At 36.6% G+C, this 23,589-nt stretch carries 38 protein-coding genes; 37 read left to right on the plus strand and 1 reads right to left on the minus strand.

Features of this window, described 5'->3' with window-relative positions:
- The 20 genes from BKP56_RS09200 (at position 1) to BKP56_RS09290 (ending at position 8,446) form a co-directional block, all read left to right on the plus strand.
- Positions 1-873 (plus strand): DnaA ATPase domain-containing protein, encoded by an 873-nt coding sequence (locus tag BKP56_RS09200; protein WP_072694797.1) that lies wholly within the window; start codon positions 1-3, stop codon positions 871-873.
- A gap of 84 nt (positions 874-957) precedes the next feature.
- Positions 958-1,131, plus strand: a complete 174-nt coding sequence (locus BKP56_RS13910; RefSeq protein ID WP_198033937.1) for a hypothetical protein — start codon at positions 958-960, stop codon at positions 1,129-1,131.
- A complete protein-coding gene (locus tag BKP56_RS09205; protein WP_072694798.1) occupies positions 1,128-1,364 on the plus strand; it encodes a hypothetical protein in 237 nt (78 codons plus the stop codon). Before BKP56_RS13910 ends, BKP56_RS09205 begins: the two co-directional genes overlap by 4 nt.
- The gene (locus tag BKP56_RS09210; protein WP_072694799.1) at positions 1,348-1,740 is read left to right on the plus strand and encodes a hypothetical protein; all 393 of its coding nucleotides are present in this window, start codon (positions 1,348-1,350) and stop codon (positions 1,738-1,740) included. The genes BKP56_RS09205 and BKP56_RS09210 overlap by 17 nt, the downstream gene beginning before the upstream one ends.
- Entirely contained in the window at positions 1,737-2,096 is a 360-nt protein-coding gene (locus tag BKP56_RS09215; RefSeq protein WP_072694800.1) for a hypothetical protein, read from the plus strand. Before BKP56_RS09210 ends, BKP56_RS09215 begins: the two co-directional genes overlap by 4 nt.
- The gene (locus BKP56_RS09220; protein ID WP_072694801.1) at positions 2,093-2,404 is read left to right on the plus strand and encodes a hypothetical protein; all 312 of its coding nucleotides are present in this window, start codon (positions 2,093-2,095) and stop codon (positions 2,402-2,404) included. Before BKP56_RS09215 ends, BKP56_RS09220 begins: the two co-directional genes overlap by 4 nt.
- Entirely contained in the window at positions 2,379-2,687 is a 309-nt protein-coding gene (locus BKP56_RS09225) for a hypothetical protein (protein WP_072694802.1), read from the plus strand. The genes BKP56_RS09220 and BKP56_RS09225 overlap by 26 nt, the downstream gene beginning before the upstream one ends.
- Positions 2,687-2,866 carry a hypothetical protein gene (locus BKP56_RS09230; RefSeq protein ID WP_072694803.1) on the plus strand — a complete coding sequence of 60 codons (180 nt, stop codon included), beginning with the start codon at positions 2,687-2,689 and terminating at the stop codon, positions 2,864-2,866. Before BKP56_RS09225 ends, BKP56_RS09230 begins: the two co-directional genes overlap by 1 nt.
- Before the next feature lie 111 nt (positions 2,867-2,977).
- Complete coding sequence (locus tag BKP56_RS09235; protein WP_072693356.1) at positions 2,978-4,297, plus strand: IS1380 family transposase; 1,320 nt, start codon at positions 2,978-2,980, stop codon at positions 4,295-4,297.
- A 296-nt stretch (positions 4,298-4,593) separates the two neighbouring features.
- Positions 4,594-4,743 carry a hypothetical protein gene (locus BKP56_RS13805; RefSeq protein ID WP_156849240.1) on the plus strand — a complete coding sequence of 50 codons (150 nt, stop codon included), beginning with the start codon at positions 4,594-4,596 and terminating at the stop codon, positions 4,741-4,743.
- Between the two features lie 17 nt (positions 4,744-4,760).
- Positions 4,761-5,126, plus strand: coding sequence for an HNH endonuclease (locus BKP56_RS09245; RefSeq protein ID WP_072694805.1), 366 nt, complete (start codon positions 4,761-4,763; stop codon positions 5,124-5,126).
- A complete protein-coding gene (locus BKP56_RS09250; protein ID WP_072694806.1) occupies positions 5,110-5,634 on the plus strand; it encodes a Holliday junction resolvase RecU in 525 nt (174 codons plus the stop codon). Before BKP56_RS09245 ends, BKP56_RS09250 begins: the two co-directional genes overlap by 17 nt.
- Positions 5,631-5,816: a DUF6877 family protein gene (locus tag BKP56_RS09255; protein WP_072694807.1), complete on the plus strand. Its 186-nt coding sequence runs from the start codon at positions 5,631-5,633 to the stop codon at positions 5,814-5,816. The genes BKP56_RS09250 and BKP56_RS09255 overlap by 4 nt, the downstream gene beginning before the upstream one ends.
- On the plus strand, positions 5,813-6,121 hold the full coding sequence (locus BKP56_RS09260; protein WP_072694808.1) for a hypothetical protein: 309 nt from the start codon (positions 5,813-5,815) through the stop codon (positions 6,119-6,121). Before BKP56_RS09255 ends, BKP56_RS09260 begins: the two co-directional genes overlap by 4 nt.
- Positions 6,118-6,357, plus strand: coding sequence for a helix-turn-helix domain-containing protein (locus BKP56_RS09265; protein WP_072694809.1), 240 nt, complete (start codon positions 6,118-6,120; stop codon positions 6,355-6,357). The genes BKP56_RS09260 and BKP56_RS09265 overlap by 4 nt, the downstream gene beginning before the upstream one ends.
- On the plus strand, positions 6,354-6,563 hold the full coding sequence (locus BKP56_RS09270) for a hypothetical protein (protein ID WP_072694810.1): 210 nt from the start codon (positions 6,354-6,356) through the stop codon (positions 6,561-6,563). Before BKP56_RS09265 ends, BKP56_RS09270 begins: the two co-directional genes overlap by 4 nt.
- Positions 6,560-6,994, plus strand: a complete 435-nt coding sequence (locus BKP56_RS09275) for a hypothetical protein (protein WP_072694811.1) — start codon at positions 6,560-6,562, stop codon at positions 6,992-6,994. The genes BKP56_RS09270 and BKP56_RS09275 overlap by 4 nt, the downstream gene beginning before the upstream one ends.
- 237 nt (positions 6,995-7,231) lie before the next feature.
- The gene (locus tag BKP56_RS09280; protein WP_072694812.1) at positions 7,232-7,693 is read left to right on the plus strand and encodes a hypothetical protein; all 462 of its coding nucleotides are present in this window, start codon (positions 7,232-7,234) and stop codon (positions 7,691-7,693) included.
- A gap of 101 nt (positions 7,694-7,794) precedes the next feature.
- Complete coding sequence (locus BKP56_RS09285) at positions 7,795-8,121, plus strand: hypothetical protein (RefSeq protein ID WP_156849241.1); 327 nt, start codon at positions 7,795-7,797, stop codon at positions 8,119-8,121.
- Between the two features lie 7 nt (positions 8,122-8,128).
- A complete protein-coding gene (locus BKP56_RS09290; protein WP_072696103.1) occupies positions 8,129-8,446 on the plus strand; it encodes an HNH endonuclease signature motif containing protein in 318 nt (105 codons plus the stop codon).
- Between the two features lie 133 nt (positions 8,447-8,579).
- Here BKP56_RS09290 and BKP56_RS09295 read toward each other — a convergent pair whose 3' ends face one another.
- Positions 8,580-8,744: a YjzC family protein gene (locus tag BKP56_RS09295; RefSeq protein WP_072694814.1), complete on the minus strand. Its 165-nt coding sequence runs from the start codon at positions 8,742-8,744 to the stop codon at positions 8,580-8,582.
- A 104-nt stretch (positions 8,745-8,848) separates the two neighbouring features.
- Here BKP56_RS09295 and BKP56_RS09300 point away from each other — a divergent pair, with 104 nt between their 5' ends.
- From BKP56_RS09300 to BKP56_RS09380, 17 genes are all read left to right on the plus strand, one after another.
- Positions 8,849-9,367: a phage terminase small subunit P27 family gene (locus BKP56_RS09300; protein ID WP_072694815.1), complete on the plus strand. Its 519-nt coding sequence runs from the start codon at positions 8,849-8,851 to the stop codon at positions 9,365-9,367.
- Positions 9,357-11,147, plus strand: coding sequence for a terminase large subunit (locus BKP56_RS09305; RefSeq protein ID WP_072694816.1), 1,791 nt, complete (start codon positions 9,357-9,359; stop codon positions 11,145-11,147). The genes BKP56_RS09300 and BKP56_RS09305 overlap by 11 nt, the downstream gene beginning before the upstream one ends.
- A 14-nt stretch (positions 11,148-11,161) precedes the next feature.
- Positions 11,162-12,391: a phage portal protein gene (locus BKP56_RS09310; RefSeq protein ID WP_072694817.1), complete on the plus strand. Its 1,230-nt coding sequence runs from the start codon at positions 11,162-11,164 to the stop codon at positions 12,389-12,391.
- Positions 12,392-12,426: 35 nt separating this feature from the next.
- The gene (locus tag BKP56_RS09315; protein WP_156849242.1) at positions 12,427-12,663 is read left to right on the plus strand and encodes a hypothetical protein; all 237 of its coding nucleotides are present in this window, start codon (positions 12,427-12,429) and stop codon (positions 12,661-12,663) included.
- A gap of 57 nt (positions 12,664-12,720) precedes the next feature.
- The gene (locus BKP56_RS09320; RefSeq protein WP_072694818.1) at positions 12,721-13,446 is read left to right on the plus strand and encodes a head maturation protease, ClpP-related; all 726 of its coding nucleotides are present in this window, start codon (positions 12,721-12,723) and stop codon (positions 13,444-13,446) included.
- A gap of 3 nt (positions 13,447-13,449) precedes the next feature.
- Positions 13,450-13,740, plus strand: a complete 291-nt coding sequence (locus BKP56_RS09325; protein ID WP_072694819.1) for a hypothetical protein — start codon at positions 13,450-13,452, stop codon at positions 13,738-13,740.
- Positions 13,741-13,772: 32 nt separating this feature from the next.
- Positions 13,773-14,879: an IS4 family transposase gene (locus tag BKP56_RS09330; protein WP_072693882.1), complete on the plus strand. Its 1,107-nt coding sequence runs from the start codon at positions 13,773-13,775 to the stop codon at positions 14,877-14,879.
- 252 nt (positions 14,880-15,131) lie between these two features.
- Positions 15,132-16,007 carry a phage major capsid protein gene (locus BKP56_RS09335; RefSeq protein ID WP_083540531.1) on the plus strand — a complete coding sequence of 292 codons (876 nt, stop codon included), beginning with the start codon at positions 15,132-15,134 and terminating at the stop codon, positions 16,005-16,007.
- A 53-nt stretch (positions 16,008-16,060) separates the two neighbouring features.
- Positions 16,061-16,282 (plus strand): Ig-like domain-containing protein, encoded by a 222-nt coding sequence (locus tag BKP56_RS09340; RefSeq protein ID WP_232226872.1) that lies wholly within the window; start codon positions 16,061-16,063, stop codon positions 16,280-16,282.
- 14 nt (positions 16,283-16,296) lie between these two features.
- Positions 16,297-16,647 (plus strand): head-tail connector protein, encoded by a 351-nt coding sequence (locus BKP56_RS09345; RefSeq protein WP_072694821.1) that lies wholly within the window; start codon positions 16,297-16,299, stop codon positions 16,645-16,647.
- Complete coding sequence (locus BKP56_RS09350; RefSeq protein ID WP_072694822.1) at positions 16,637-16,969, plus strand: phage head closure protein; 333 nt, start codon at positions 16,637-16,639, stop codon at positions 16,967-16,969. The genes BKP56_RS09345 and BKP56_RS09350 overlap by 11 nt, the downstream gene beginning before the upstream one ends.
- Positions 16,969-17,343: an HK97-gp10 family putative phage morphogenesis protein gene (locus BKP56_RS09355; RefSeq protein ID WP_072694823.1), complete on the plus strand. Its 375-nt coding sequence runs from the start codon at positions 16,969-16,971 to the stop codon at positions 17,341-17,343. Before BKP56_RS09350 ends, BKP56_RS09355 begins: the two co-directional genes overlap by 1 nt.
- Positions 17,340-17,714, plus strand: a complete 375-nt coding sequence (locus BKP56_RS09360; protein WP_072694824.1) for a hypothetical protein — start codon at positions 17,340-17,342, stop codon at positions 17,712-17,714. The genes BKP56_RS09355 and BKP56_RS09360 overlap by 4 nt, the downstream gene beginning before the upstream one ends.
- 3 nt (positions 17,715-17,717) lie before the next feature.
- Positions 17,718-18,332 (plus strand): major tail protein, encoded by a 615-nt coding sequence (locus tag BKP56_RS09365; RefSeq protein ID WP_072694825.1) that lies wholly within the window; start codon positions 17,718-17,720, stop codon positions 18,330-18,332.
- A gap of 61 nt (positions 18,333-18,393) precedes the next feature.
- On the plus strand, positions 18,394-18,744 hold the full coding sequence (gene gpG, locus BKP56_RS09370) for a phage tail assembly chaperone G (protein ID WP_072694826.1): 351 nt from the start codon (positions 18,394-18,396) through the stop codon (positions 18,742-18,744).
- Positions 18,745-18,779: 35 nt separating this feature from the next.
- Positions 18,780-18,962: a hypothetical protein gene (locus BKP56_RS09375; RefSeq protein WP_072694827.1), complete on the plus strand. Its 183-nt coding sequence runs from the start codon at positions 18,780-18,782 to the stop codon at positions 18,960-18,962.
- 17 nt (positions 18,963-18,979) lie between these two features.
- Positions 18,980-23,569, plus strand: a complete 4,590-nt coding sequence (locus tag BKP56_RS09380) for a phage tail tape measure protein (RefSeq protein WP_072694828.1) — start codon at positions 18,980-18,982, stop codon at positions 23,567-23,569.
- Positions 23,570-23,589: the final 20 nt, after the last annotated feature.

Consider the following 23,589-nt stretch of genomic DNA (forward strand, 5'->3'; position numbering starts at 1 on the left):
TTGAGCTGGTATGAAAAAGATCTCAAGCAGTTAAGGTTTAAAGATAAAGATGATTTCAACGGTTTATCACTAGATCAACGTATTAAAGAAATGATTAAAGATGAGCAGATTGAAGAAAGCTGTACATCTTGTGGTGGTGGCCTTATCAAACTAAAGCAAATCGGTAAAGTGATCTGTCCAAGTTGCGCTAAACAAGAGCTAGAAGAAGAAAAGAAGGATTTAGAAAATACCTGGTCTAAAAATGCTATCAAAGCTATGTCATGGGCGTACTTTAATGATTACAGCATCTTGAAAAATAAGACGATAAAACAAGCTGGTCTAAAGAATTTCATCACGACTGAAGAACAAGCAAAAAAAGCAAAGGATATAGCTAAAAAATATATAGGTGCAATTCTGGAGAAGAAAACACCTCATATGATCCTTAGCGGCAAACCTGGACGTGGGAAAACACATATTGCTATGGCCACAGCTCGAAGTGTGATTGAAATGAGTCCGGAAGAAATCAAAGTCTTATTCATCCATTATAGTGCCTTCCTTAAATTTAAACAGACATCTTTCAGTGAAAAAGATAAAAAGCTACGAGTAAGTGAAATTGAAACTGAAATGATGAATTGTGATCTGTTGGTTGTAGATGATTTGGGTGTGGAATTAGGGAGCTTAAGAAATCCGAAAGAACCAAGCAGCTGGAACATCGACACACTGACTTTAATTATGGAAGCCAGAGAAGACAAGCCTTTAATAGTCACTACTAATTTTGATGAACCACAAATAATAGAGTCTTACGAAGATCGAAATCAGTCGAGAATGTTCAAACATTCTAACGGATTTAGGATCGAATTCTCGAATATAACAGATAAAAGAATGGACTTTTGAAACAGATTTTAATAAGTAGCGAAATAACAACAATACTAACACTCGGGACAAGCGTAATCATATTGAATTTTAGGAGGATATGGAATGAAAGAATATAAACGTCAGCATATCATCAAACATGCCTTAGAACATTATATTCAACGCGAGGGAGCAACCGAAAAAGATATTGCTCAAGAAACTAGACTTTTGAATGAGGTAAAAGAAGATATCAAAAATATGAAAGAACGATATGGAATTAGAAGCGAGGTGTCCGAATGACAGTGACAATTATTGGACCAACAGAAGCAACAGAAAGACAACGTGAATTGGATGCAGCCGGTAAATGGAGAATCTTCAATGGTGTCTGCTTTGTACATGACTATAACACTAAAGAAGAAGCTAAGAAGAATGCTATTAAGTTTGATGGAACAGCTATTGGCAAAGCACATTATAACGGAAAAGGAATTGAGTATAGAGAGGTGGAGAGAATTAATTATGACAGTAACTATTAATCAGCAAGAGCAATTAATCACGATCATTACTAAAGGAGGAACTGCAGAAGTAACAGGGTTTATAGCAAAAGTAAATAAATTCCCAGTGAGCTTATATATTAAGCCTAAAGATAAATGGGGTGTACAACTAGTCGTCTCTGATATAAAAACAGGAACAGTAATCAGAATCTTAAATATTCATCCATTAGAATTTTGGCAGGCTGATACTAAAGTTAAAGCACTTTATTTACTTAATGACAAGTTAGAACAGTTCAGTCCATTTATGTCTGAAGAAACCATTAAACAAATAAAAGTGAAGCGTGCAGCTTATCCAGAAGTTCCTAAACCGACACCAACTGAAAAAGTTATGGAATGGATAGGAGGAGCAGGCGAATGAGTGAACCTAAAATGCAAATCAAAGTGAAGTCATATGATCATACTGAATTTGAAACAGAGGTATCAGTTGGGGAAGGTAAACAATTGATGGAACAGTTAAAAAAGGGATATAACCTTCAAATTTTTAGAAACGAGTTGCAGGAAGTCTTTTTCAGAGAGCATAATCGTATGATGCACATGGAAGACGGTACGTACCCAGTTAACTTAGTTTCTAGATTGCTGGATCGTCTAGATTATGATTACGGTACTGAATTCCAGAAAACAGAAAGTATTTTTAAAGCTGAAAGAAAAGAACTCGAACGTATTGTAGCTTCAAAAAATGAACAATTGGATCTATTGAGAGGAGAAGACGCATGAGTAGAGAATACATGAAGATTTACGTGGTTAACGGTCATCGTAAAAACTGTATAGTAACAGCCGCTAACGGAAAAGAAGCGGCAGTAAAGCCAGACGAAATTTTATTAAGACATATAGGTAAAGATAATCTCGATTTAATAGGCGTTTATGATTATCACGAAAATGGAAAAGGGAAGATCAATTACTTGGAAACTATAGTCGAAGAAGCAATTCGCCGGCATAACAATGGAGCAGACAATTTAATTAAAGACATGCCGGTTGATCAGAAAAAGGAGAAGGCTAATGACAATTATATTCAAAGGCGGTAGACGTTCAGGGAAAACAACTGCAGCAATCAAAGAAGCGGCGAAACGCCATCTCTATATTTTAGTTCATAATCGTGTACAGGCAGAAAAAGTTTTCAGAATGGCTCGTGAGATGGAATTGAAGATACCTTATCCAATCACTATAAACGAATTACAGCAATTCGGTGTCGCGGAATCTATTAAAAGAAATGGATTGATCGTCGAAGAAGGACAATGGATTTTGGAGGGACTGCTAAGATCTAAAATCCATATGATTACTTTTACCCAGGAAGAAGAGGTGGAATAATGCCAAGAAGAAAAAAGAATCGGTATAGAGTCAAAGGACACAGTGTAACGATTGAACAAGGCTTGTTGCTTGAAGTTTGTAAAGGTAAATCTGATAGGGAGATTATTCGAGAGATTTTAAAAATAAATAGATTCCTAGATAATTCATACTTTTGCTTGAATCGTGGAAACACTGCCTAATGGCAGGCACTATGATACTTTTATTGTTTCACCTGTTAAGTGATGAAAAAAGAACTCCATTCTGATATGGTAAAGGTGTCGAAACCAACCATAAGAAAAGGAGTTCTTCTAATGACTAGCTTACACAAAAAACAGATTAAATTCAATTCTAACATTACCATTTCGCATACAGGTGGACGCTTATCTAGTGATTCCGGTTTGGTCTTAGTTAAAGAACTAATGAATACCTTTGGTTTCTCTGATTTAGCTAAACGACTACTTCACTTAAAAGAAAATCGTGCTTACTTCATACATGATAATCTAGCAATTTTTGAGCAGCTTATTATGCAGCTAACGGCTGGTTATTCGACAGACTCTTCGGCTAATATATTAAGACATGATCCAGTATTTCAAGTTATTCTAGGTAGAAATCAGTTAGCCTCGCAATCGTCGCTTTCGCGATTTCTAGACCGTTTTTCAGAAGAGAACTTAGATCAGTTACAGTCATTAAATCAATCATTAATTGATAAAGCGCGTCTGATTCGTAATGATACCGAGTTGATCATTGATATTGATTCAACACACTCAGATACCTTTGGAAATCAAGAACAAACCGATTATAATGCCCACTATCAAACTTATGGATATCATCCTCTAGTTGCCTTTGATGGACTGACTGGAGATTTCTTAAAAGCTGAACTACGTTCAGGAAATCAATACACATCTAAAGGTGTAAAAGCTTTCATAGAACCTTTACTGCAGCATTATAATCACTCCTTACCGAATACCGACATACTCGTTCGTGGAGATAGTGGATTTGCAACACCAGAGGTGTATGAAGCTTGTGAAGCCAACAATAGCCACTATGTTATTCGTTTAAAGAACAATAAAAAAGTGAGTCAACTAGCTGAAAAATCAGTTCTATATGGTGAAAATCAGAAATGGGAAGAGAGAGAAGTGCAGTACTTTTCAGTACCTTATCAAGCTAAGTCATGGTCAAAACCTCGTCGTCTCTGCATTCGTTCTGTTCGAGAAGGAGGAGAACTCCTTTTTCAGCATACATTTATTGTGACAAACCTATCAAAAAATGTATCCCCTGAAGTCATATTCTCTCTTTATGCCAAACGTGGAACGATGGAAAACTTTATCAAAGAAGCGAAAGCAGGATTTTATTTTGATAAAACCGATAGTCCACGCTTCTTAGAAAATCATGTAAGGATGTTAATGAGTTTACTCGCTTATAACCTCATCAACTTTTTAAAGACGATTGGGTTTGATGAACGAGATAAAGGTCTGACTGTTCAATCCATACGACTGAAATTACTTAAAGTAGCCGGGAAACTTGTCCAAACAGGTAGGCAAGTCTATCTTAAACTGTCTAGTTATCACGTTTATCATAAAGAATTCTATGCTGTCTTCGACCGCCTGAGGCGGTCCCATTCATGGGTATAAACTAAGCGGATACTATTTTTTTAAGAGAAAAGTTCCAAGGGATAAGTGTGCCCAAAATTATACAAAAGTAATTTTTGGGCACTTACAAAAATGAAAAGAGTCTTTAAAAAGATTGTTTTGGGCAAAAGTTATCAAAATAAATAAAGCGAGAATGATTTTTTTAAGAGATTTACTTAAAATACAGAGTTATGAATTATTCAGGAGATTTTATTCTTCTTTAGAATCGTTTGATGCCGGAAAGCTATTTTTCCGATTAGTTAACGTAAGAGTGCATCCAGTAGAGGAAGTTTCATCCAATGGGTAGATACATCTTCATGGTTGACCGAACCAATAACAGAATCGTTAAAGTGCTTGAATGGATTAAAGAAGATTGGGCAAAGGTAAAAGATCCAATCAGTCATCAGATTTACTTACAAAATAAGTTGCTGCTGAAAAAAGTATATTAGTCAGAAGGAGTAAGAGAATGAATCTAAAACGAAAGGCGATTTGGGATAAATCAAATGGACATTGTTGGTACTGTGGCGAAGAACTCTCAGAAAGAGGATGGCATGCTGATCACTTTCTTCCAGTTGACCGCATAGATGGGAAAATGACTCTTCCAGAAAATGATAACCCAGACAATCTAGTGCCAGCTTGTGCAAGTTGCAATATCATAAAGTCAAATATGGATATAGAAACCTTTAGATGGCTTATATCTAATTTTGTGAAACGTCTAAATAGAGACATAACAGTCTACAGGCATGCTAAAAGATATGGATTGATTAAAGAGACTGGAAAAGAAGTCAAGTTTTGGTTTGAGGAAGGAGCATTGGATGCAGAAAAGAAATAGAGTCAGAGGACTTAAAGCAAAACGGAGTGGAGATCAGTTTGAGAATCTAATCGTTAGAAGCTGTGATTACTATAAAAGAACAAGTATTGCTTATATCCAGAAAACGCCTGAACCAATGAAGGTCATTGCTGTACTGGATATGAACAAAGGACACTTTAGAGCACATTACGAGAAGAAAGCTCAACCAGACTTCTCAGGTACATTGAAAGACGGCAGATCGATTGTATTTGAAGCTAAGCACACAACAGGAACAAGTCTACCATTCGACCGGATTAATAAGCAGCAAGAGATAGACTTAGCACTACATGATGAATTGGATGCATGGGCTGGAGTCGTCATTAGTTTCAGTATGAAGAACTTTTATTGTGTACCGTATTACGCTTGGAACAAATTAAAAGAGACGAGCGGTAAGAAGTCGGTAAACCAAAAGGATTTAGAGATATATAAGATTACTGTCGAGGGTGGATTGTTGAAGTTCCTGGAATGGATGAAAGAGGTTGAACAATGACTTATGAAGAGCGAATCCAAGCAGCGTTGGACAAGATGCCTAATGATGTTGCTTGGGACATCGATAAGCGCATATCAGATTGGCTTTCAGGAGATGGACATAAATCAGATGATCCATATATATATCAGCAAGTGAGGTTTGCAGAGAATGCAGCTAAACAATATGAAGAGGTGGATGCATGAACGCACAAGAAGCGATGGAGATAAAACAAAAAGAACTAGAATTTTTAGAAGAACAACGTGAAGAAATGATAAGCGATCCTTGGGCTTGGTATGCAACTGAAGAAGACTTCAATGAGAATTTAGATCGTATAACAAAAGATATCAAAGCTTTATCTATTGTTTTAGAATCAGCAAAGAAATTGCATGAGGGCAGCTTGATAAGGAAATTTAAAGATGATAACGGGTTACCTATGATTCATATATTGCATGGTAATAGTTATGACAAAGCAGAAGCCGAAATAATCGGAATCGAGGTAGAAGAATGAATAGTTTAAATAAAGTAGAAAACAAAATGAAACAAACAGTCGCCCGAAACTTTAAACAGAAGAGAAAAAAAGCAGGACTTAGTATATATAGATTAGCTGATACAACTGGCATATCTTCTGTAACAATTCAAAAGCTAGAGAATGAAGGACACTTTAGTCCAAAAACATTAGCTGGAGTCTGTTACATGTTGGATATTGAACCAGCAACATTGTTTTTAGAGGAGGTGGATGCATGACAGTTCAAGAAATAATTGATCGCTTGAATAAGGTAAAAGATAAAAACAAGGAAATCAAGATGGTTGTTCATACCGGATATGACTTTACTGATGTACCATTTGTTGAAGAGAGTGTGCCATTTAAAGTGAACGAAACTGATATTGTTGTAGAGTTAGTGGATGAAGTGATTGATCAATGGAGCCAGCAAGGAGTGGAATGTGTTTGAGAGATATATTTGCATTAAACAGTATCGATCTTAAGTATCTAGAAGATAAGTTTCAAAGATATCATCAGTTTAGTAGGGAAATTGCTATTCGTAAAGAAGAACTGAAGATTAGAGAACATGATACCAATGTTGGCGGTGGTCGATCTAATAGAGTAAGTAGCCAAGTAGAGAACCAGGTCATTAGAGAGATGAGTGATCCGTTCATCATTCAAAGAGATACATGGAAGAAAGCTATTGAGGAAACGATCAATGAACAATCTGGTGATGTCCAAGAAATCATCAAAGAGAAGTATTGGGGAAAGAATAGCTATATGGATTGGGAGACATTGGGTCAAGCGCTAGATGAAGATAAGAAACAATCGAGGTCCACTATGTATCGTATTAGATATAAGGTATTGGAGTGTTTTGCTAAAAAGATTGGGTACATTTAAAATTGGGAAAAAAATCGGTAGTTTTCCCAGCTAATAAATTTTATTATGGTAATGTGGTAATTAACCACAACACATAAGCAAATGCGACATCTCCTTTTATTAAGCTGCTTTTTACTTGCTAGTCTTACTTGCGGAAACGAGTTGAGACTTTCAGGATATACTGTTTCCCACCTGTTAACGCGGGTGGGTTTTTGGTATAGTAAAAAGAAATCTTTATGAAAAGAAAGGGAGAGAATTGTGAATGTAAATGTTGACCTCGGTAATTTTTGGGAGATGTTAGGATCTGTATCAACTACTATTGCTGTTATATTATCTCTTTACTTAGCATTTATTAAAGATAAAGATAAAATTGAAGTTAGAGTAGGGTTAGATTTGCATTTTCAAAAAAGCTACACTCTAACATTAGCTAAAAATCCTTATAGCTCTTTTCAAATTACTGAAATAGGTTACAGATATAGATTAAAAAGATATAGGTTTGAGATAGACAATACCTTGAATTTATTGGATGATAAAGAAACCTATTATGATATGGGTTTTCCTATCGAATTCTCTGATAGAAATATTATCAAGATAGGATTAAATGTGTTCTTAAAAAAAGAAAACATCGATAAAAAGATAAGAGTTTATATTAAAGATCATAATAATAGAGTTCACTATTCAAATAAATTATTAATTGAAAATAAGTATAGAGACTCCTAACGGGGTCTTTTTTCTTACATAAAATTAAGGAGGATGAGTAAATGTTTGGGATACTTAAGCGTATCAATAAGCGTATTGAATCCTATGAGTACAGTAAGCTGATGCTTCAAGTAGAGAAAGCCAAGCGACGAGGCGAGAACAATTTTGAGTGGCGTGGATGTAGTTACCGCATCATAAACAACAATACACAGATAGACAACTTAGCAAACGATAAACATTCACAAGAGGAAGTTAATACATTAGTTAACTTTCGAGAGTTTACAGATGAATCAAGCATACCTGATTCGATTGGATATACAAGTGATCCGTGTGAAAGGTGTGGTCGAGTGCGTGTTGAACTCTTAACGGATGGTGACTTGGTATGTGAGAAATGTTATTGGAGCCAGGTCAATCATTTATGTCGTTATGACATCAGAGAGTATTGGTAAGCAGATGATGCATGGACCAAGACAACGTGATGAGATAGATAAGCTTTACAAGACTCAACGGTGGAAGAAGCTTAGACCAGTCATCAAGGCTAGAGACTTCGGACTATGCCAAGAGTGCAAGAGAAGAAAGGTTATCACTAAAGGTAACATCGTCCATCATAAAGTAGAGGCAAGAGATGATTTATCTTTGTTCTGGGATAAAGATAACCTTGAGTTAGTTTGTTCTACATGCCATAACAAGGACCATCCGGAACGAAGTGGTGGTAAAAAGAAGGCAAAACCCAAGACGGCAGTCGTAAAATTCTATGCTAACAATGAGAGATAGCCCCCCTAAACAAACGTTGGTGTATAAGTGTTTGTGGAGAACGGTGCAGTCTTTCCTTTGTAAAAACACCGCTTTTCAGTTTTTTTAAAAGGGAAAAGGCTAACCAATTTTCATCGATTAGCCTAGTCTGGAATTATTTCTTAGTCCATTTATTTCCCTTTTGAGAAGTTGGTGGTAGTCTGTCGCCTTTGTCAATCGTTGCGTTATGTCCACCAGATACTTGTCCGCCACGAGGACCAACTTCTGTGTATTTACCTGCAGGTTTGTTATCTTCTCCAGGTTTGTACAATTGGCTCATTTAAACACCTCCAATATATATTTCAGCATAGTGAGTGCTGATGCTATTATTATAATCTTAGTGATAACGATTTCAAATACTTATTTTAGAAAGAAGGTGATAAGATGCCACAACCAGCTAAAAGTGCAAGCTTACAATTGCTTCATGGCAACCCAAACAAAAAGAATACTGATGAATTAAAGAAACGAGCCAAGGCCGAAGAAAAAATGAAGATGGCCACGGATAAAATCAAACCTCCATCATGGCTTGATGCTTTAGGGAAAAAGACTTTTGCATTTATTCAGGAAGAACTGCTGACAGTTGAATTGATCAGCAATCCAGATATACATTCAATGGCTCTATATTGTAGCTGGTATTCTCAGTATGTTTTGCTAACCAAGCAATATAAAAAAATGCAGTCAGAACACAAGAAAGAATATAAACAACAAAAAGAAAACTACGAAATAACTGGAGAGCCTATAGAACTGTCTCCTGAAATGTATGGAAATCCTCTCTCTAAACAAATGGATACATGTTCTAAGAACATTAGAGCTTACGGAAGTGATTTGGGCTTATCTCCTTCAGCAAGAGCTAAATTAGCTATTAAAATGGCTGAAGACGAAGATGATGACGATGACTTCTAAGAATATTTTAAAAATGAACTACACTGAACGTGTAGCTTTTTGGAACGAGTACCGAGAGGAACAAGCTTCATGGGGTGCTTATCTTTTAAAACCTTATCCAGAATTACTTACGACTTGGTATGCTGAACGGCTTATAGATAAGAGTATTCCAGCAAGTAAAGAAAACATTCAAGCTGCTAAAAGGCACATGCGAGATCTTAAAAGACAAGGTACAGAAGAATTTCCTTGGGTTTTTGATGAAGAAAAAGCACACAGACCAATTCGCTATATTGAAAAGAAGTGTAAGCCAACAGAAGGAGATTTTGAAAACTTTGTTCTTCAACCATGGCAGCATTTTGTTATCGGTTCAATGTTCGGATGGGTGCATAAAGATACTGGAGAACGTAGATTTCGTGAAGCTTTAGTTTTTGTTGGTCGTAAAAATGGTAAGACATCATTAATATCTGGCTTATCTACTTACATGGTAGGCTATGATGGTGAGCTTGGTGCCAATGTATATGTACTAGCCAACGCTAGAGATCAAGCAGGTCTTTTGTTTGATAAAGCCTCGGAGATGGTTAAACAGTCACCAGCACTTAATAAGAAGTTTGGAAAGCCTAAGAGATCTTCAATTAATTATGAACCTACCTTTTCTAAAATGGAGCCACGTGCTTCAGATAGTCGCAAATTGGATGGTTTAAATACCCACTTTGGTATCTTTGACGAGATACATGAGTTTACGAATTACAAGCTAATCAATGTTATCAAAAAGTCTAGAGGTACTCGTAAGCAGCCTCTAATCGTTTATATCACGACTGCAGGTTATGTTCTAGAAGGTCCGCTTACTTCTTATTATGAACAAGCTTTAGATTGTTTAGAACATTTGGAAGATGATATTGATGAAAGAACATTCTATTATATTTCTAAGTTAGACAGTCCTGAAGAAGCTGATGATCCTACTAATTGGATTAAAGCTAATCCGAATATCTGCTTAATGAATTTTGTTGGTCTAGTTGATGACTATATCAAAGACAAAAAAGATCCTAAAGAGTTTGCCGATTGGATTACAAAACAATTCAATTTATTCTCTGATATTGATGAGTTATCTTTTGTAGATATGCCAACGATCAAAAAGAATAATAAACAAATCGACCTCGAAACATTAAAAGGGAAACAATGTGTAGGCGGCTTTGACCTTTCGGAAACGGAAGACTTTACAGCTGCAGTACTAGAATTTCCTTTAGATGATGGCGAGGTTTTTATTATGCAGCATACTTGGATTCCTCAAGCAAGATATGACAGAGATCAGAATAAAGAAAGAATTAAAGCTTGGGAAAAGAATGGAGATTTAACAATCATTCCAGGAGATTACGTCAATTATGAATATGTCTTTGAGTGGTTTGTTGAGAAATCTAAGCTGTATGATATTATTCAAATTAACTATGATAAAGCCAAAGCGCTTAGGTTAAATAAAGAATTAATCAACTATGGATTCTCAACTGAAGAGACTAGACAAGGGTTTGTTACGTTAGGTGGTCCAATGCAGAACTTTAAAGAAATGTTATTGGATGGAAAGATTATTCATAACAATTCTAAGCTCTTTAATTGGTATTTATCGAATGTGAAGTTGGTTAAGGATAGAAATTCTAACTACTTACCTACTAAACAAAATAAAAACAGGAAAATAGATGGATTTGCTGCAGCTTTGAATAGTCACGTTAAAGTTTTAGATTTACTTGTAACTCCACAAGGAAATGGAGATATAGGATTTATTTCTGTTAGAAATATGCTGAAACGATGAAAGGAGGTGTGAGATTGAATATATTTCAACGAGCTGTAAATAGGATTACTCCTAAATTTGTTAAACAGGCAGTTTTAGAAGGTGGTACTAATGATAATCGCTTTTCTTCTTGGTTAGGAAAAACGTTCTTTGGATTTGAAAACGGAACTTTAGAAACTAATGAAAACATCTTCTCTATAGTATCGCGGCTCTCCAATACATTATCTAGTCTGCCTTTTAAGAAATATAAAAAGTATGACCAGCAGTTTGATGAACAAATGGATCGCTTAATTTATTACCCAAATTCCAATCAAACCTTGGACTCAATACTAAATGTAATGGAAGTTTCGAGGAATACAAACGGGAATGGCTACGCTTTAATTTTTCGTGATGTAAGAGGCGCTTTTGAAAAATTAGTACCTTTAGTTCCAATTAATGTAGAGCCTGTTATAGAAGGGAATTCTGGTGAGCTTTGGTATCAAGTTAGAAACGGAGGAAAGAATTTTTTCTTTCATAATTCAGATATAATTCATGTTCGACACATTACTGGTAGTGGAAATTGGAAAGGGATAAGCCCAATTGCAGTTTTAAAAGGATCTAACGATTTTGATAAGGCTGTCCGAGAGTTTTCTTTAAAAGAAATGATGTCACTAAGAGACTCATTTATTTTGACATACCAGTCAAACATTGATGAGAAAAAAAGAGATGCTGTTGTTGAAGACTTCAGAAGATTCTATGAAGAAAACGGTGGAGTGCTATTTCAAGAACCAGGAGTAGAAATTGACAAAATGGACCGTAAATTTGTTGCCGGAGATATGCAGATAGCTGAAAGCGTAACGAGAGACAGAATAGCTAATGTATATAATGTTCCAGGAGTTTTTCTTAACAAAGGCAGTGAAAGCTTCTCTTCAAATGAGCAACTAATGCAGCTATTCGTAAATATGACTTTAGCTCCAATTGTAAAACAATACGAGAGAGAGTTTAATAAGAAATTATTGACTTCAAAAGAAAGAGTTCAGGGTTTTTACTTTAAGTTTAACTTGAATGCTTTATTACGTGGAGATTCTACATCCCGGCAACAGTTTTATCATGGTGCGCTTCGTGATGGTTGGATGTCGCGAGATGAAGTTAGAAGATTAGAAGAGCTGCCTCCACGTGGTAACCAAGCTGATGAATTATGGATCTCAGGAGATATGTATCCTTTGGAAATGGATCCAATTTTAAGAAAATCAGGTGGTAAACCAGATTCAAAAGATGAAATATGATTTATTATTTTTATGTTTTGAGAGGTGGTGAGAGAGTGTTTGAAAATATTAAGACAATGGATGAGTTAAAAGCCACATGTGATATTGCATTAGCAAACAAACGAGGCATAGTTGTATTGATTAAATTGCCAGGACTAGAAGCGCCGGAAGAAATCTATAATCCACCTTCGAATGTAAGAGCAAAAAGAGATTACTATACTAAAACTTATAAAACAAATTTACGTATGGTCCATAACGATGCAATAAGAATTGTTGGCTGTTATACAAAATAATCAAGTCGCTACTCAATGAGTAACGGCTATTTTTATACCTTGAAAAGAGGTGAGAGAGTGAAAAAGTTTTGGGAAGTCAAACAGTCATCAGTGGCGGGAGTAGCAGAAATCTTTATTTATGGTCCAATAGTAAGTTTTAAATGGGACGATGAAGATACGACTGCTTCTAGTTTTCAGAAGGATTTAAAAGCTTTAGGTGATGTAGACTCAATTAACCTGCATATTAATTCTCCAGGTGGTTCTGTATTTGAAGGGATTGCTATTGGAAATATGTTGAAACATCATAAAGCACATGTCACAGCTTATGTTGATGCATTGGCTGCTTCAATTGCTAGTGTAATTGTAGCCAGTTGTGATGAAGTCATTATGCCAGAGAATAGTATGTTGATGATTCATAATCCTATGCTAGGTATATTCGGTAATGCAAATGAGCTACGAAAGACAGCGGATGACTTAGACAAAATTGCTGAGTCTTCAGTGATTACCTACTTATCAAAAGCAGGAGATCAACTTACCGAAGAAAAAATCAAGCAAATCATGGATGAAGAAACATGGATGTCTGCTCAAGAAGCATTTGAAATAGGCCTTTGTGATTCTGTCATTGTATCAAATCAGATGGTTGCTGCGATTAATGAAGATTTATTTCAACATTATCAAAGTGTTCCTGAAAGACTTATGACTGTAAATCAGTCGAGTACAGCAGACAAAGAAATAAGAGAAAGGCTTTTAAAAGAAGCACAACAAAACAATGCCTTAATTGGCGCTATTCTGGGAGGAATATAAAGTATGAAAACAATTTTCGAATTAAAACAAGACTTATCAACTATTGGGCAACAGATTCAAAAAACTAACAACGAAATTGTGCAAAAAGCAACTGAACCTGCTACAACTGCAGAACAATTATCAGATTTAGAAAAATCTAAAACAAATCTTCAACAACGTTTTGATATTTTAAACGGCCAACTTCAACAAATGGAAAATGAGCAAAAAGAGAATTTATCTAAAGGCACTAGTGTTGCATTAAATAATTTAACTGTTTCAACACATAAAAAAGTCCTTTATAATGGGGTTGGATGACTTATCCAAGACCAAAACAAAGGACTTATAGCATGGATAAGTATAAAACAAAAATGACCATAAATAAATGGTTTTCGTACATTTCTTTAGAAAAATTAAGTGAAACGTCTCGACAGGTTATCGGTCAGTTTAATCGCTATTCAAAAAAGTTAACGTTTAAGAAAGTACTGAAACTCTTTCTCTATGCGATTAATGATGAAACCGATAGCCTACGGCATTTGGATCAACAGTTGGTCAACCCAAAATTAAAAAAAGTGATGGGTATTGAGTCTATTAGCTATTCTCAATTGTCACGTGCCCTGCGAAAGATGGAACCCTCCGTATTGATGGATATTTTCACGCAATTACTTTCACTGGTTCATGAAAAAACAGCGGTGCAATCAAAAGAAAGAGTGTTCTTAATTGATTCGTCCACTTTTTCACTGAATAAAACGCGGTATCCCTGGGGCACGTTTCGCCCGACTAAGTCGGGAATCAAACTGCACTTAAAAGTCTGTCATATGAAAGAAGGATGGGTGCACCCTGAACAATTCGAACTGTCCAATGCCTCTGAACACGACCATGATCACTTGAACGTCTTTATTAATGAGAAACGGGCGACCTATGTTTTTGATCGCGGGTATCTGGATTTCACTCAGTTTGATCAAATGAACTGGGAGGGCTACTTTTTCGTCTCCCGCATTAAAAAGAATACAGCCGTTCATGTTCAAGCGCACTTGGAAGTGTCTCATGAATCAGGGATTATCAGTGACCAATTGGTTCAGCTGGGCAAATCGACCTACCTGACGGGGTTGTTTCGTTTAATAACGATTGAACGTAAGCATCGATCGAATCTGCGTATCCTGACGAACCGAATGGATCTTTCAGCAGAGGACATCGGAAAAATGTATCAATCAAGATGGCAGATCGAGTTGTTTTTCAAGCATATCAAACAACATTTGACCATTAAAACGTACTATTCACAGTCTGAACAAGGTGTAGAGAATCAGGTGATTCTTGCGATGATAGTCTACTTATTGACGTTACTGATGAAACTTGAATTAAGGTTGAAATCAAGCCTCTTCACAATTTTGAGACAAATCAGAGCGTTACAGTATGAACCGTTTGAGTGTTTCAAAGCATCGTTCGCACCTGGTTAAGTGAAAGAAAGTGCAAATAGACTAAGCGACAACTGAATAACCCTAAAAATTTCTGGAAAAAGTCATCCCTTGCGCCAGCAATTGACTTTTTTGGAAATTTTAATGAAAACTACTTGTGATTAAAGTAACAATGTATAAAAATCATTTATTCTAAGTTTTATGCAACACTAGTGATCTAAAGGACAATTTTCACATGCTGAGGATCCTAAACAAAAAGTAATCGATGCAAAAGCCGAATTAATTAGAGCAACAATGAAAAAAGATGCAGTAAACAAAGATGCTTCTGATTTGTTGCAAAGCACTTATGATGGAAATGTCTTCCAAGCTTTGTTAGATAATTCTGCTACGGGTGGGAATAACTTTATTCCTAAAAATACTGGAACTAATGTAATTGCTGAGCCTGCTCAGAAGAATCCACTTAGAGGATTGTCTGCAATGACAACTATTCCTAACTTAGAACTTCCTAAAGTTACTTTCACACTTGATGATGATGACTTTATTGAAGATGGTGCAACTGCAAAAGAACTAAAAGCTACGGGTAGCGTAGTTACTTTTGGACGTCATAAATTCAAAGTATTTACTGATTTATCAGAAACAGTGGTTAATGGAACAAATACAGACTTGGTATCTACTGTAGAAGCTAACTTGCAAGGTGGTGTAGCTTTTAAAGAGAAGAAAGTTGCGTTCGCTACTACACCTAAAGTCGGTGAAGAGCACATGAGTTTTTATGATACTACTGAGGTTAATATTAAAGAGGTAACAGGTGCTACAATGTTTGAGTCACTTCTTAATGCTGCTGCTGATTTAGAAGATTCATATGCTGAAAATGCTACTATCGTTATGCGTAAAGCTGATTACTACGCAATGATCAAAGAGTTAGCTAATGGTGCTGAATCATTATTTGGCAAAAAACCAGAAGAAGTGTTAGGATATCCAACTGTTTTCATTGATAAAGCTACTGTTCCAGTAGTAGGAGATTTTTCATACTCTCACTATAACTACGATATTAATGCTTTATATGAACAAGACAAGAATGTTAAAACTGGTATGCATTCATTCGTTGTAACTGCATGGATGGATCACAAAATTAAATTAGCTTCTGCATTCCGTTTAGCAAAAAAAGTGTAACCCCTGCTCCAATTGACGTTACCGGGGTAACATTAAACAAAACGGAAACGACTTTGGTTGTAGGGGCTAGCGAAACGTTGTCCGCAACAGTAGCTCCAGAAGATGCTACAAATAAAAATATCAACTACACATCAAGTGATGATTCAATCGCTACTGTAACACCTAAGTTAGGAAAAGTAACAGGTATTGCAGCTGGAGAAGTTACGATTACTGTAACTACTGAAGATGGGTCCTTTACTGCAGAATGCTTAGTAACTGTTACAGCTGCAGAATAGAGGTGTTGAGTTAGATGTTAAATGTGAATGATGATTTAGAAGAAATTAAGATTAGTATGAAAATTGATACTGACGACGACGATGTAGATGTAAAACGAGCATTCAACACGGCAGTAGCTAGTATGAAAGGGGCTATCGGAAGAGATAAGCCCTCTTTTTATACTCAAAATGATGAAATTAATGATCTTTTAAATACTGCTGCTATCATGTTGGCTGACCACTTCTATAAAACACGCTCTGCTACTATTGAATCTGGAAATGTTAACGGAACATTAAGAGAATACGACTTAGGGTATACCAGTCTGTTGCTTTTATTAAAAGCAGAATACAAAGTTTTTGAAGAAGGTGTTTCTGATGGCGCTTAGTAGGACAGGCAAACTGAATAGAAGAATAGTATTCAAGAAACGTGACGGCTACGAAACAGGCCCTAACGGAACTAAAATACCAAAGTATAAGCCTGTTTTAAATCCATGGTTTGCTTATAAGCAGAAATTTCTATCTGAAGTAAAGGGCGAAGATGCTGCCTATAAAAACACAGTAAATATTGTAATCCGTCAAAAACAAAGAGAAGAGATTCAACCTGATTGGATTGCTGAAATTAAAGGTGTGGAATATAACATTATGGAAATCAACCCTGATGTTGAAAATGAAGACTTTATGCTTTTGATATTAAAGGCGGTGAGTTAATGGTAGTTAATGTAGATTTAGGTGATTTAGAAAGAACTGTATCTCAGACAATCGCCGATGTAGACGGACGTATCCGGCGTAAAGCAGGGAAGTCTGCTGGTTTTAAACTAGGAGAACGACTTGAAGCCAATACACCGGTTGATGATTCTACGGGAAGAACCTTATTACAAGAGACGGTTTCAGTTGGAGCAGTTCAAGAGAATGGGGAAGTTGATGTAGGTTACGGTAAAGGTGCTTATTTCCGAGCTCACGTAGTTAATATGGGTTCTGAACACCAAGTCGGTCAACATTTCATTGAGAAAACTGTAGAAACCGAAGCAGAAGCAGTCATGCAAGAATATATGTCTGAATTGAAAAGAGGGTTAGGGTTATGACGCCAGTCGCAGAAGTTGCGGTAGAAATACTACCAAAAATATTCCCTGAATTGGTTGATTCACCTTTCTTTGGATATATAGTTCCAGATAGATACAAAAGTTTAGAAGAAGTGCCATACTTCAAAATTGAGAGTGTTGGAGATACTAATGGTTCTCATGGATCAAATAAATATCATACACGAAGCTATCGCATACAAGTGATGGCTTTTATTGATTTAAATAAGACAGATATCGAAGATATAACCGATCGATTAGATCGTGGATTGGAAACAGCAGACTTCTTTCAGGTCTATGGGGAAGATCGACCACATTCAGAAAACGAGAAAATTCAAGTACTGACAAGACAGTACACAACAACTAGGAGGAAATAAATTATGTCACATGTAGGATTTAGAAGAGCGTATATTCAATTTTTAGATGAGGATTATAATCCAGTAGCTGATGGATTACATGTAATCGAAGGTGTAGCAAACGAAGGGGCAACTAGCTCATTCGAGATTACAAATATCTCTCCTGAAGCAATCAAAACTTATGGATCAGATATTCCTTACCACATTTTCAATGAAGGTGTAGGAGACGTTGCTGCAACATTCAGTGCCCTAGATTTACCATATGAATTAGAACATCAAGTATTAGGTAGACAAAAGAGTGAAAATGGAGTTCACCATGCTGGTGAAGCTACTCGTCCACCATTCTGTGCGGTATTGTTTGAATCTCAAGATTTACGTGGAGCTAAAATGGGTACTGGTTTATATGCTGGTAAATTCGGTCGAGGAACAGTTGGTTCTACAACTAAAGAAGGAAGTCCAACAGCGTTAGAAGCTGACCAATACTCTTTCGCTCCATCTGCTAAATTGATTGATGGCAAAAGTGAAACAGTTGGGTTCGCTAAAGGTGATGCAGAATTCGAAGCTTTAAAAGTTGAATTATTCGGAGCGCAGGCTGAAACAGGTACAGAGACAGGAACTGGAGAAACATCAACAACATAATAATTTAAGGTTAGTCCAAACGGGCTAACCTTTTTATTTTAAATAATGGAGGAATCAATACATGTCAGCTATCAAATTACAGTTAAGAATGCCTAATGGTCAATTTAAAACTTTTACTCAGGAGTTTGTTCCGTTTAAGAAACGGTTGCAATATATCCGAGAAGAAGCGGAGTTAGTCGATCGAGTAGACAATAATGGCGAACCGGATGGGGCTACTTCAGAAGAATTAACAGAATACAGGGCAGGCTTTGTTGCTAGTCTTTTCGAAGATGAGAAAGTAACTAAAGATTTGATTCTAGATGGTTTAGAAGTAGAAAACAGTGATGTACTCATGGATATTATTAAATTTCGTGTTTTAGGTATGAAAAAAGAAGACCTGAGTAATGATGGTGAAGAAAAAAAGGAACAGTAAAAGGGAGAGATCTTTACGCCTCTTTTATTGATTTTATGAAACAAATCATTAAGCACTATCCAGGTTGGAACATAAATACCATTTTAGAGACAGATGTCTTATATCTTGACGAAATCATGCTATCGACTGGTGAATCAGAAGGAAGTCAGCAAGGTCAGACAAATCAGTCTCGCAAGGTTATTTCTATGGAAGATTGGTTTAATGAAATGGACTTTTAAGGAAAGGAGGAAAATAGTTGGTTCAAAACGGAAAACCTCTTGGTCAAATGGTAATCACTTTAGGATTAGATACTACTGCTTTTTCAAGCACTTTGACAGGAGCTACACGAGCTACTAAAACGGCTACACGAGAAATGGCTGCAGGCTTTAAGATTGTTGAATCAGGTGGTAATAAACTAGATGCATTGAGTTTCAAAAATCAAGCATTAACAAAGGTCGTAACAGCTCAAAAAAATGAGCTAGGATACCTGAAAAAAGCTTATGACAATACTTTAGATGCACAAGGAAATGCTACCTCTAAAACAGCTAAGGCTGCTCAAAAATATAACGATGCTCAAGCGAAATTAGCTGGATATGAAGCTCAGTTAGGTACGACAGTTGGAAAACTAGCAGAAATGGAAGTAAAAACCACTGGAGCAACAGGAGCTATAAGTAATGCTAGTGAAAAACTTGTGACTGCAGGCGACAAAATGCAATCAATGGGTAAAGGCCTTACCAAAGGTGTCACGATTCCGGTTGCGGGAGTAGCAGCAGCAGTTACTACAGCAGCAGTGACGTGGGAATCTTCTTTCGCTGGTGTACTTAAAACGAATGATGAAGTAGTAGATTCCACTGGTAAGGTTGTCTATTCATACAAAGATTTAGAGGAAGGACTACGAAACCTAGCAAAAGAATTACCATCAAGCCATGGTGAAATAGCAGCAGTTGCAGAAGCGGCCGGACAATTAGGTATTCAATCAGAGAATGTTGTAGCATTTACTAAGACCATGATTGATTTAGGGGAATCTACAAACTTATCTGCTGAAACTGCCGCGACTCAATTAGCAAGGTTTGCTAATATAACCAAAATGAGTCAGTCAGAGTTCGACAACGCTGGATCTTCCATTGTTGCTTTAGGAAATAACTTTGCAACGACTGAGGCAGAAATCAGTGAAATGGCTCTACGTTTAGCTGGAGCTGGATCACAGATCGGATTATCACAAGCAGATATTCTAGGATTATCCGCTGCACTATCATCAGTTGGTATAGAAGCTGAGATGGGTGGTTCTGCTATATCAAAAGTAATGGTAAATATGGCTGTTGCTACAGAAACAGGCTTAGAAGCAGTACGTGATCTAGAAGAAGCGACAGGACTTACAAGACGTGAATTAGAATTAATGGCTTCAAATGATAGCATGGCATTTACTGATGTAGCTGAGTCCTTAAATATGACTAAGAGCGAATTGAATGACATCATTGGTGCTGGTAAAGATCTTGAAGGATTCTCAGCAATTGCAGGGATGACAGGAGATCAATTTGTTAAAGCATTCCAAGATGATGCGGTTGGCGCTTTAGGTGCTTTTATCGAGGGATTAGGTACTGCAGAAGATAAAGGAACAACTGCTATTGAATTGCTAGATGAAATGGGAATTTCAGAAGTTAGATTGAGAGACTCACTTTTACGAGCAGGAAATGCAAGTGAACTATTTGCTGAATCAGTTGACCTATCTAGTGAAGCATTCGAAGAAAATACTGCTTTAACAGAAGAAGCGGGTAAACGATACGAAACTACTGAGTCTAAACTTAAAATGCTTAAAAATGAAGCAGTGGATGCCGCTATTGATTTAGGTGGACCATTCGTCGATGCATTACGTGATGGCTTGGAAGCTTCAAAACCATTAGTTGAAATGTTAGGAGACTTGGCAGAAGCATTTAGTGAAGCAGATCCAGACAAGCAACGATTCATCATTGGATTACTTGGTACTGCAGCCGCTGCTGGTCCACTACTTTCTATAACAGGAAAATTATCAAGTAGTGTTGGTGGAGTTGGAAAATCGTTTGTTGATTTATCTGCTTCTATGGCCAAGAAAAAAGCACTTGAAGAAGTTAAGGACCTATTTACTTCAGGAAATATTACTGCTGGAGATTACATGAAAACATTGTCCAGTGGTGCTGGAACAGTTACTACGTTCGGGACAGCCGCTGGAACAGCAGCCGGACCAACTGGATTAGGCGCGATGGCTGCTACTTTAGGACCATTAGGACCAGCCATTCTAGGAATAGTTGGAGTCGGTGGTGCTTTAGCCATTGGTTATGGAGCGTGGAAGCTTTGGGGAGAAGAAGCCTATAACTCTGCTGAAAGAACTAGACGTTGGGGATCAGATGTAAGTGAAACTGCGGATGAAGCATTAAACGATATGGATGTTGCCACATCTGAAATCGGTAGTAAATATAATGCTATGAAATTGGGAGTAGAAACTGATTCTGATGATATGATGGCTAGTTTTGAGAAACTAGGAACCGTTGTTGAGGAAGAACTAAACGGTCGAATTGAGAAATTTGGAGAAGTCCTAGAAAAATATTCTGATGTACTGAGTGAATCAACTAAAGAAATGCTTACCGAAGAACAACAAGGTCTTCAAGATTCTTTAGAAAATGTAAATAGTTACGTAGAAAGAGCTAGTGAAATAAGAGAAAAAGAAAAAAATAGTGCTGTTGATATGAGCGCTGAAACAGCTAAGATTCTTGCTGATTTATCAAATGAAATTGCTAAAGAATACGTTGGAACGCTAGCAAATTCAGAAGCGGAACAAAAGAAAATTTTAGAAGCCTTGACTGGTAATATAGATTCTGCCTCTAAGGAGCAAGCTACAGTGTGGGCGCAGAATTTAGCTGAGCAAAGACAGCAAATGGTATTACACACTGGAGAAATGAAAGAAAAAGCTGAAGAGTATATTGAAGCTATGGAACTTGATCCAGATAGTGAACTTGCTGAAAGTATAAGAGAAGATTTCGCTGCTATAAACGAAGAAACAACTAATGCCTTGGATGCACAACTTGCTTTGATAGCTGAAAAATATCCAGAAATTGCTGAAGAAATTAGTTTTGGTAATGGCCAACTGGCTAATGAGATGAACGCAACCGGATCACAAATGGCAGAAGCTAACCAAGACATTATTGATAACGGAAAAAGGATGTCTAATGCTCTTAGAGAATCAGCTTTAGAAGCTGGTGAAAGTGTATCCTGGATGGCCAATGAAGGTAATCGTGGAGCTGATGTATGGAATGACTTAGTCTTTGAAGCTAAACAAGGTGATTTTGAAACTGACTTACCAAAATTAGTGAATGAAGCTGCAGAAGATACTGCTACATGGAATAACCTTAGATTTCAGTTGAAAGATGCTAACATAAGTTCTAATGCTAAACAGATCATAGGTGAAGCTGCTATTCAAAATGGCTGGTGGGACGGTATGTCATGGGAAGAGAAGCAAATCGTTATCAACGATGAGTTCTCAGAGACAATCATTCGTTCTCTAGACAATAGTGGAGAGTGGAACAATCTTGAGCTAGAAGAAAAAACTGCTTTGATGTATTCAAATACTCCGGAAAAGATGACCGAAACACTTGCTTATCTTGGTTTATGGGATGAGTACGATACTGAAATCAAGCAAGTAGATGCTGATAATTATGGTTTTATGGTATCTATAATGGAATCCGAAGAAAAGATGTCAATGTGGCAGAATTTGAATCCAGAAGTAAAAGAAATTCTGGCTAATAACTATGATTTAATGACCAAGTTGTTCGAATCTGATGAAGCTTACAATCGTTTCAAGGAATTACCAGATGAAAACAAATTGATACTTGGAGAGAATGCTGATTTAATGGCTGCTATCCTTGAATCAGAAGAGTACTACAATCGTTGGATGGGATTACCAGAAAATGACAAAAAGTTTCTTGGAGATAATACAGATTTATTATCTACAGTTTTAAATTCAGAGACTGAATATATGCGTTGGTTAAACTTACCTACTAAAGAGAAGGATATACTTGGAAATAATATCGATCTAATTTCTAAGATATTAAAATCAGAAGAAGAATATAATGCATGGAAAAATCTACCTGAGTTTGAAAAGAAATTGAAAGTAAATAATTATAGCGCGGTAATTCCAACACAGAAAGCACAAAGTCTTCTAAAAGACTATAAAGCTTTCAATCCTGGATCAAAGAACTTACCGATATCCACAAACGCTGATAGCACTAAAAATGCGCTTGATCGTGCTAGAGATGCTTGGAGTAGAATTAGCTCAGGAACCAAAACATTCACAACTCGTTATGAAACTGTTGGATCAGCACCTACAGGAATAGGAGCTTATGCAACTAGAGCTATGGGTACTAACTTCCATCCTGGTGGGGCAATGTTGGTTAATGATCAAAAAGGTTCTAAGTTTAGAGAATTGATTCAAAGGCCAGATGGTACTTCTTATATTCCAGAAGGTCGTAACGTATTCTTACCCAACGAACCAATTGGAACAAAAGTATACAGAGCTTCACTCACTGAGAAACTGTTCCCTGGTATTCCTCAATATGCAAACGGTGTGGGGATACCAGCAGACTCTACTGTAATCCAAAATATTAATCGAGTTAGAGAAGCGACTAATCAAAATCAATTTATTAATTTGAGTAATGATTTCAGTGGATTGGAAAATTTACTAAGACAAATGCTGAATGTAGTTAGTCGTCAGCAACCGCAAATCAATATAAATATTCCGGAAGGCAATGACTTTGACGTAAGACAAATCAGTCGAGATCTTGCATTCTTAACGCAAACACAAGAAAGGGGCGGTTAGCCATCGGAATTGCTTATTTT

Origin of the sequence: Marinilactibacillus sp. 15R (assembly GCF_001895285.1) — a bacterium.
In the GTDB taxonomy this organism is placed as follows: Bacteria; Bacillota; Bacilli; order Lactobacillales; family Carnobacteriaceae_A; genus Marinilactibacillus; species Marinilactibacillus piezotolerans.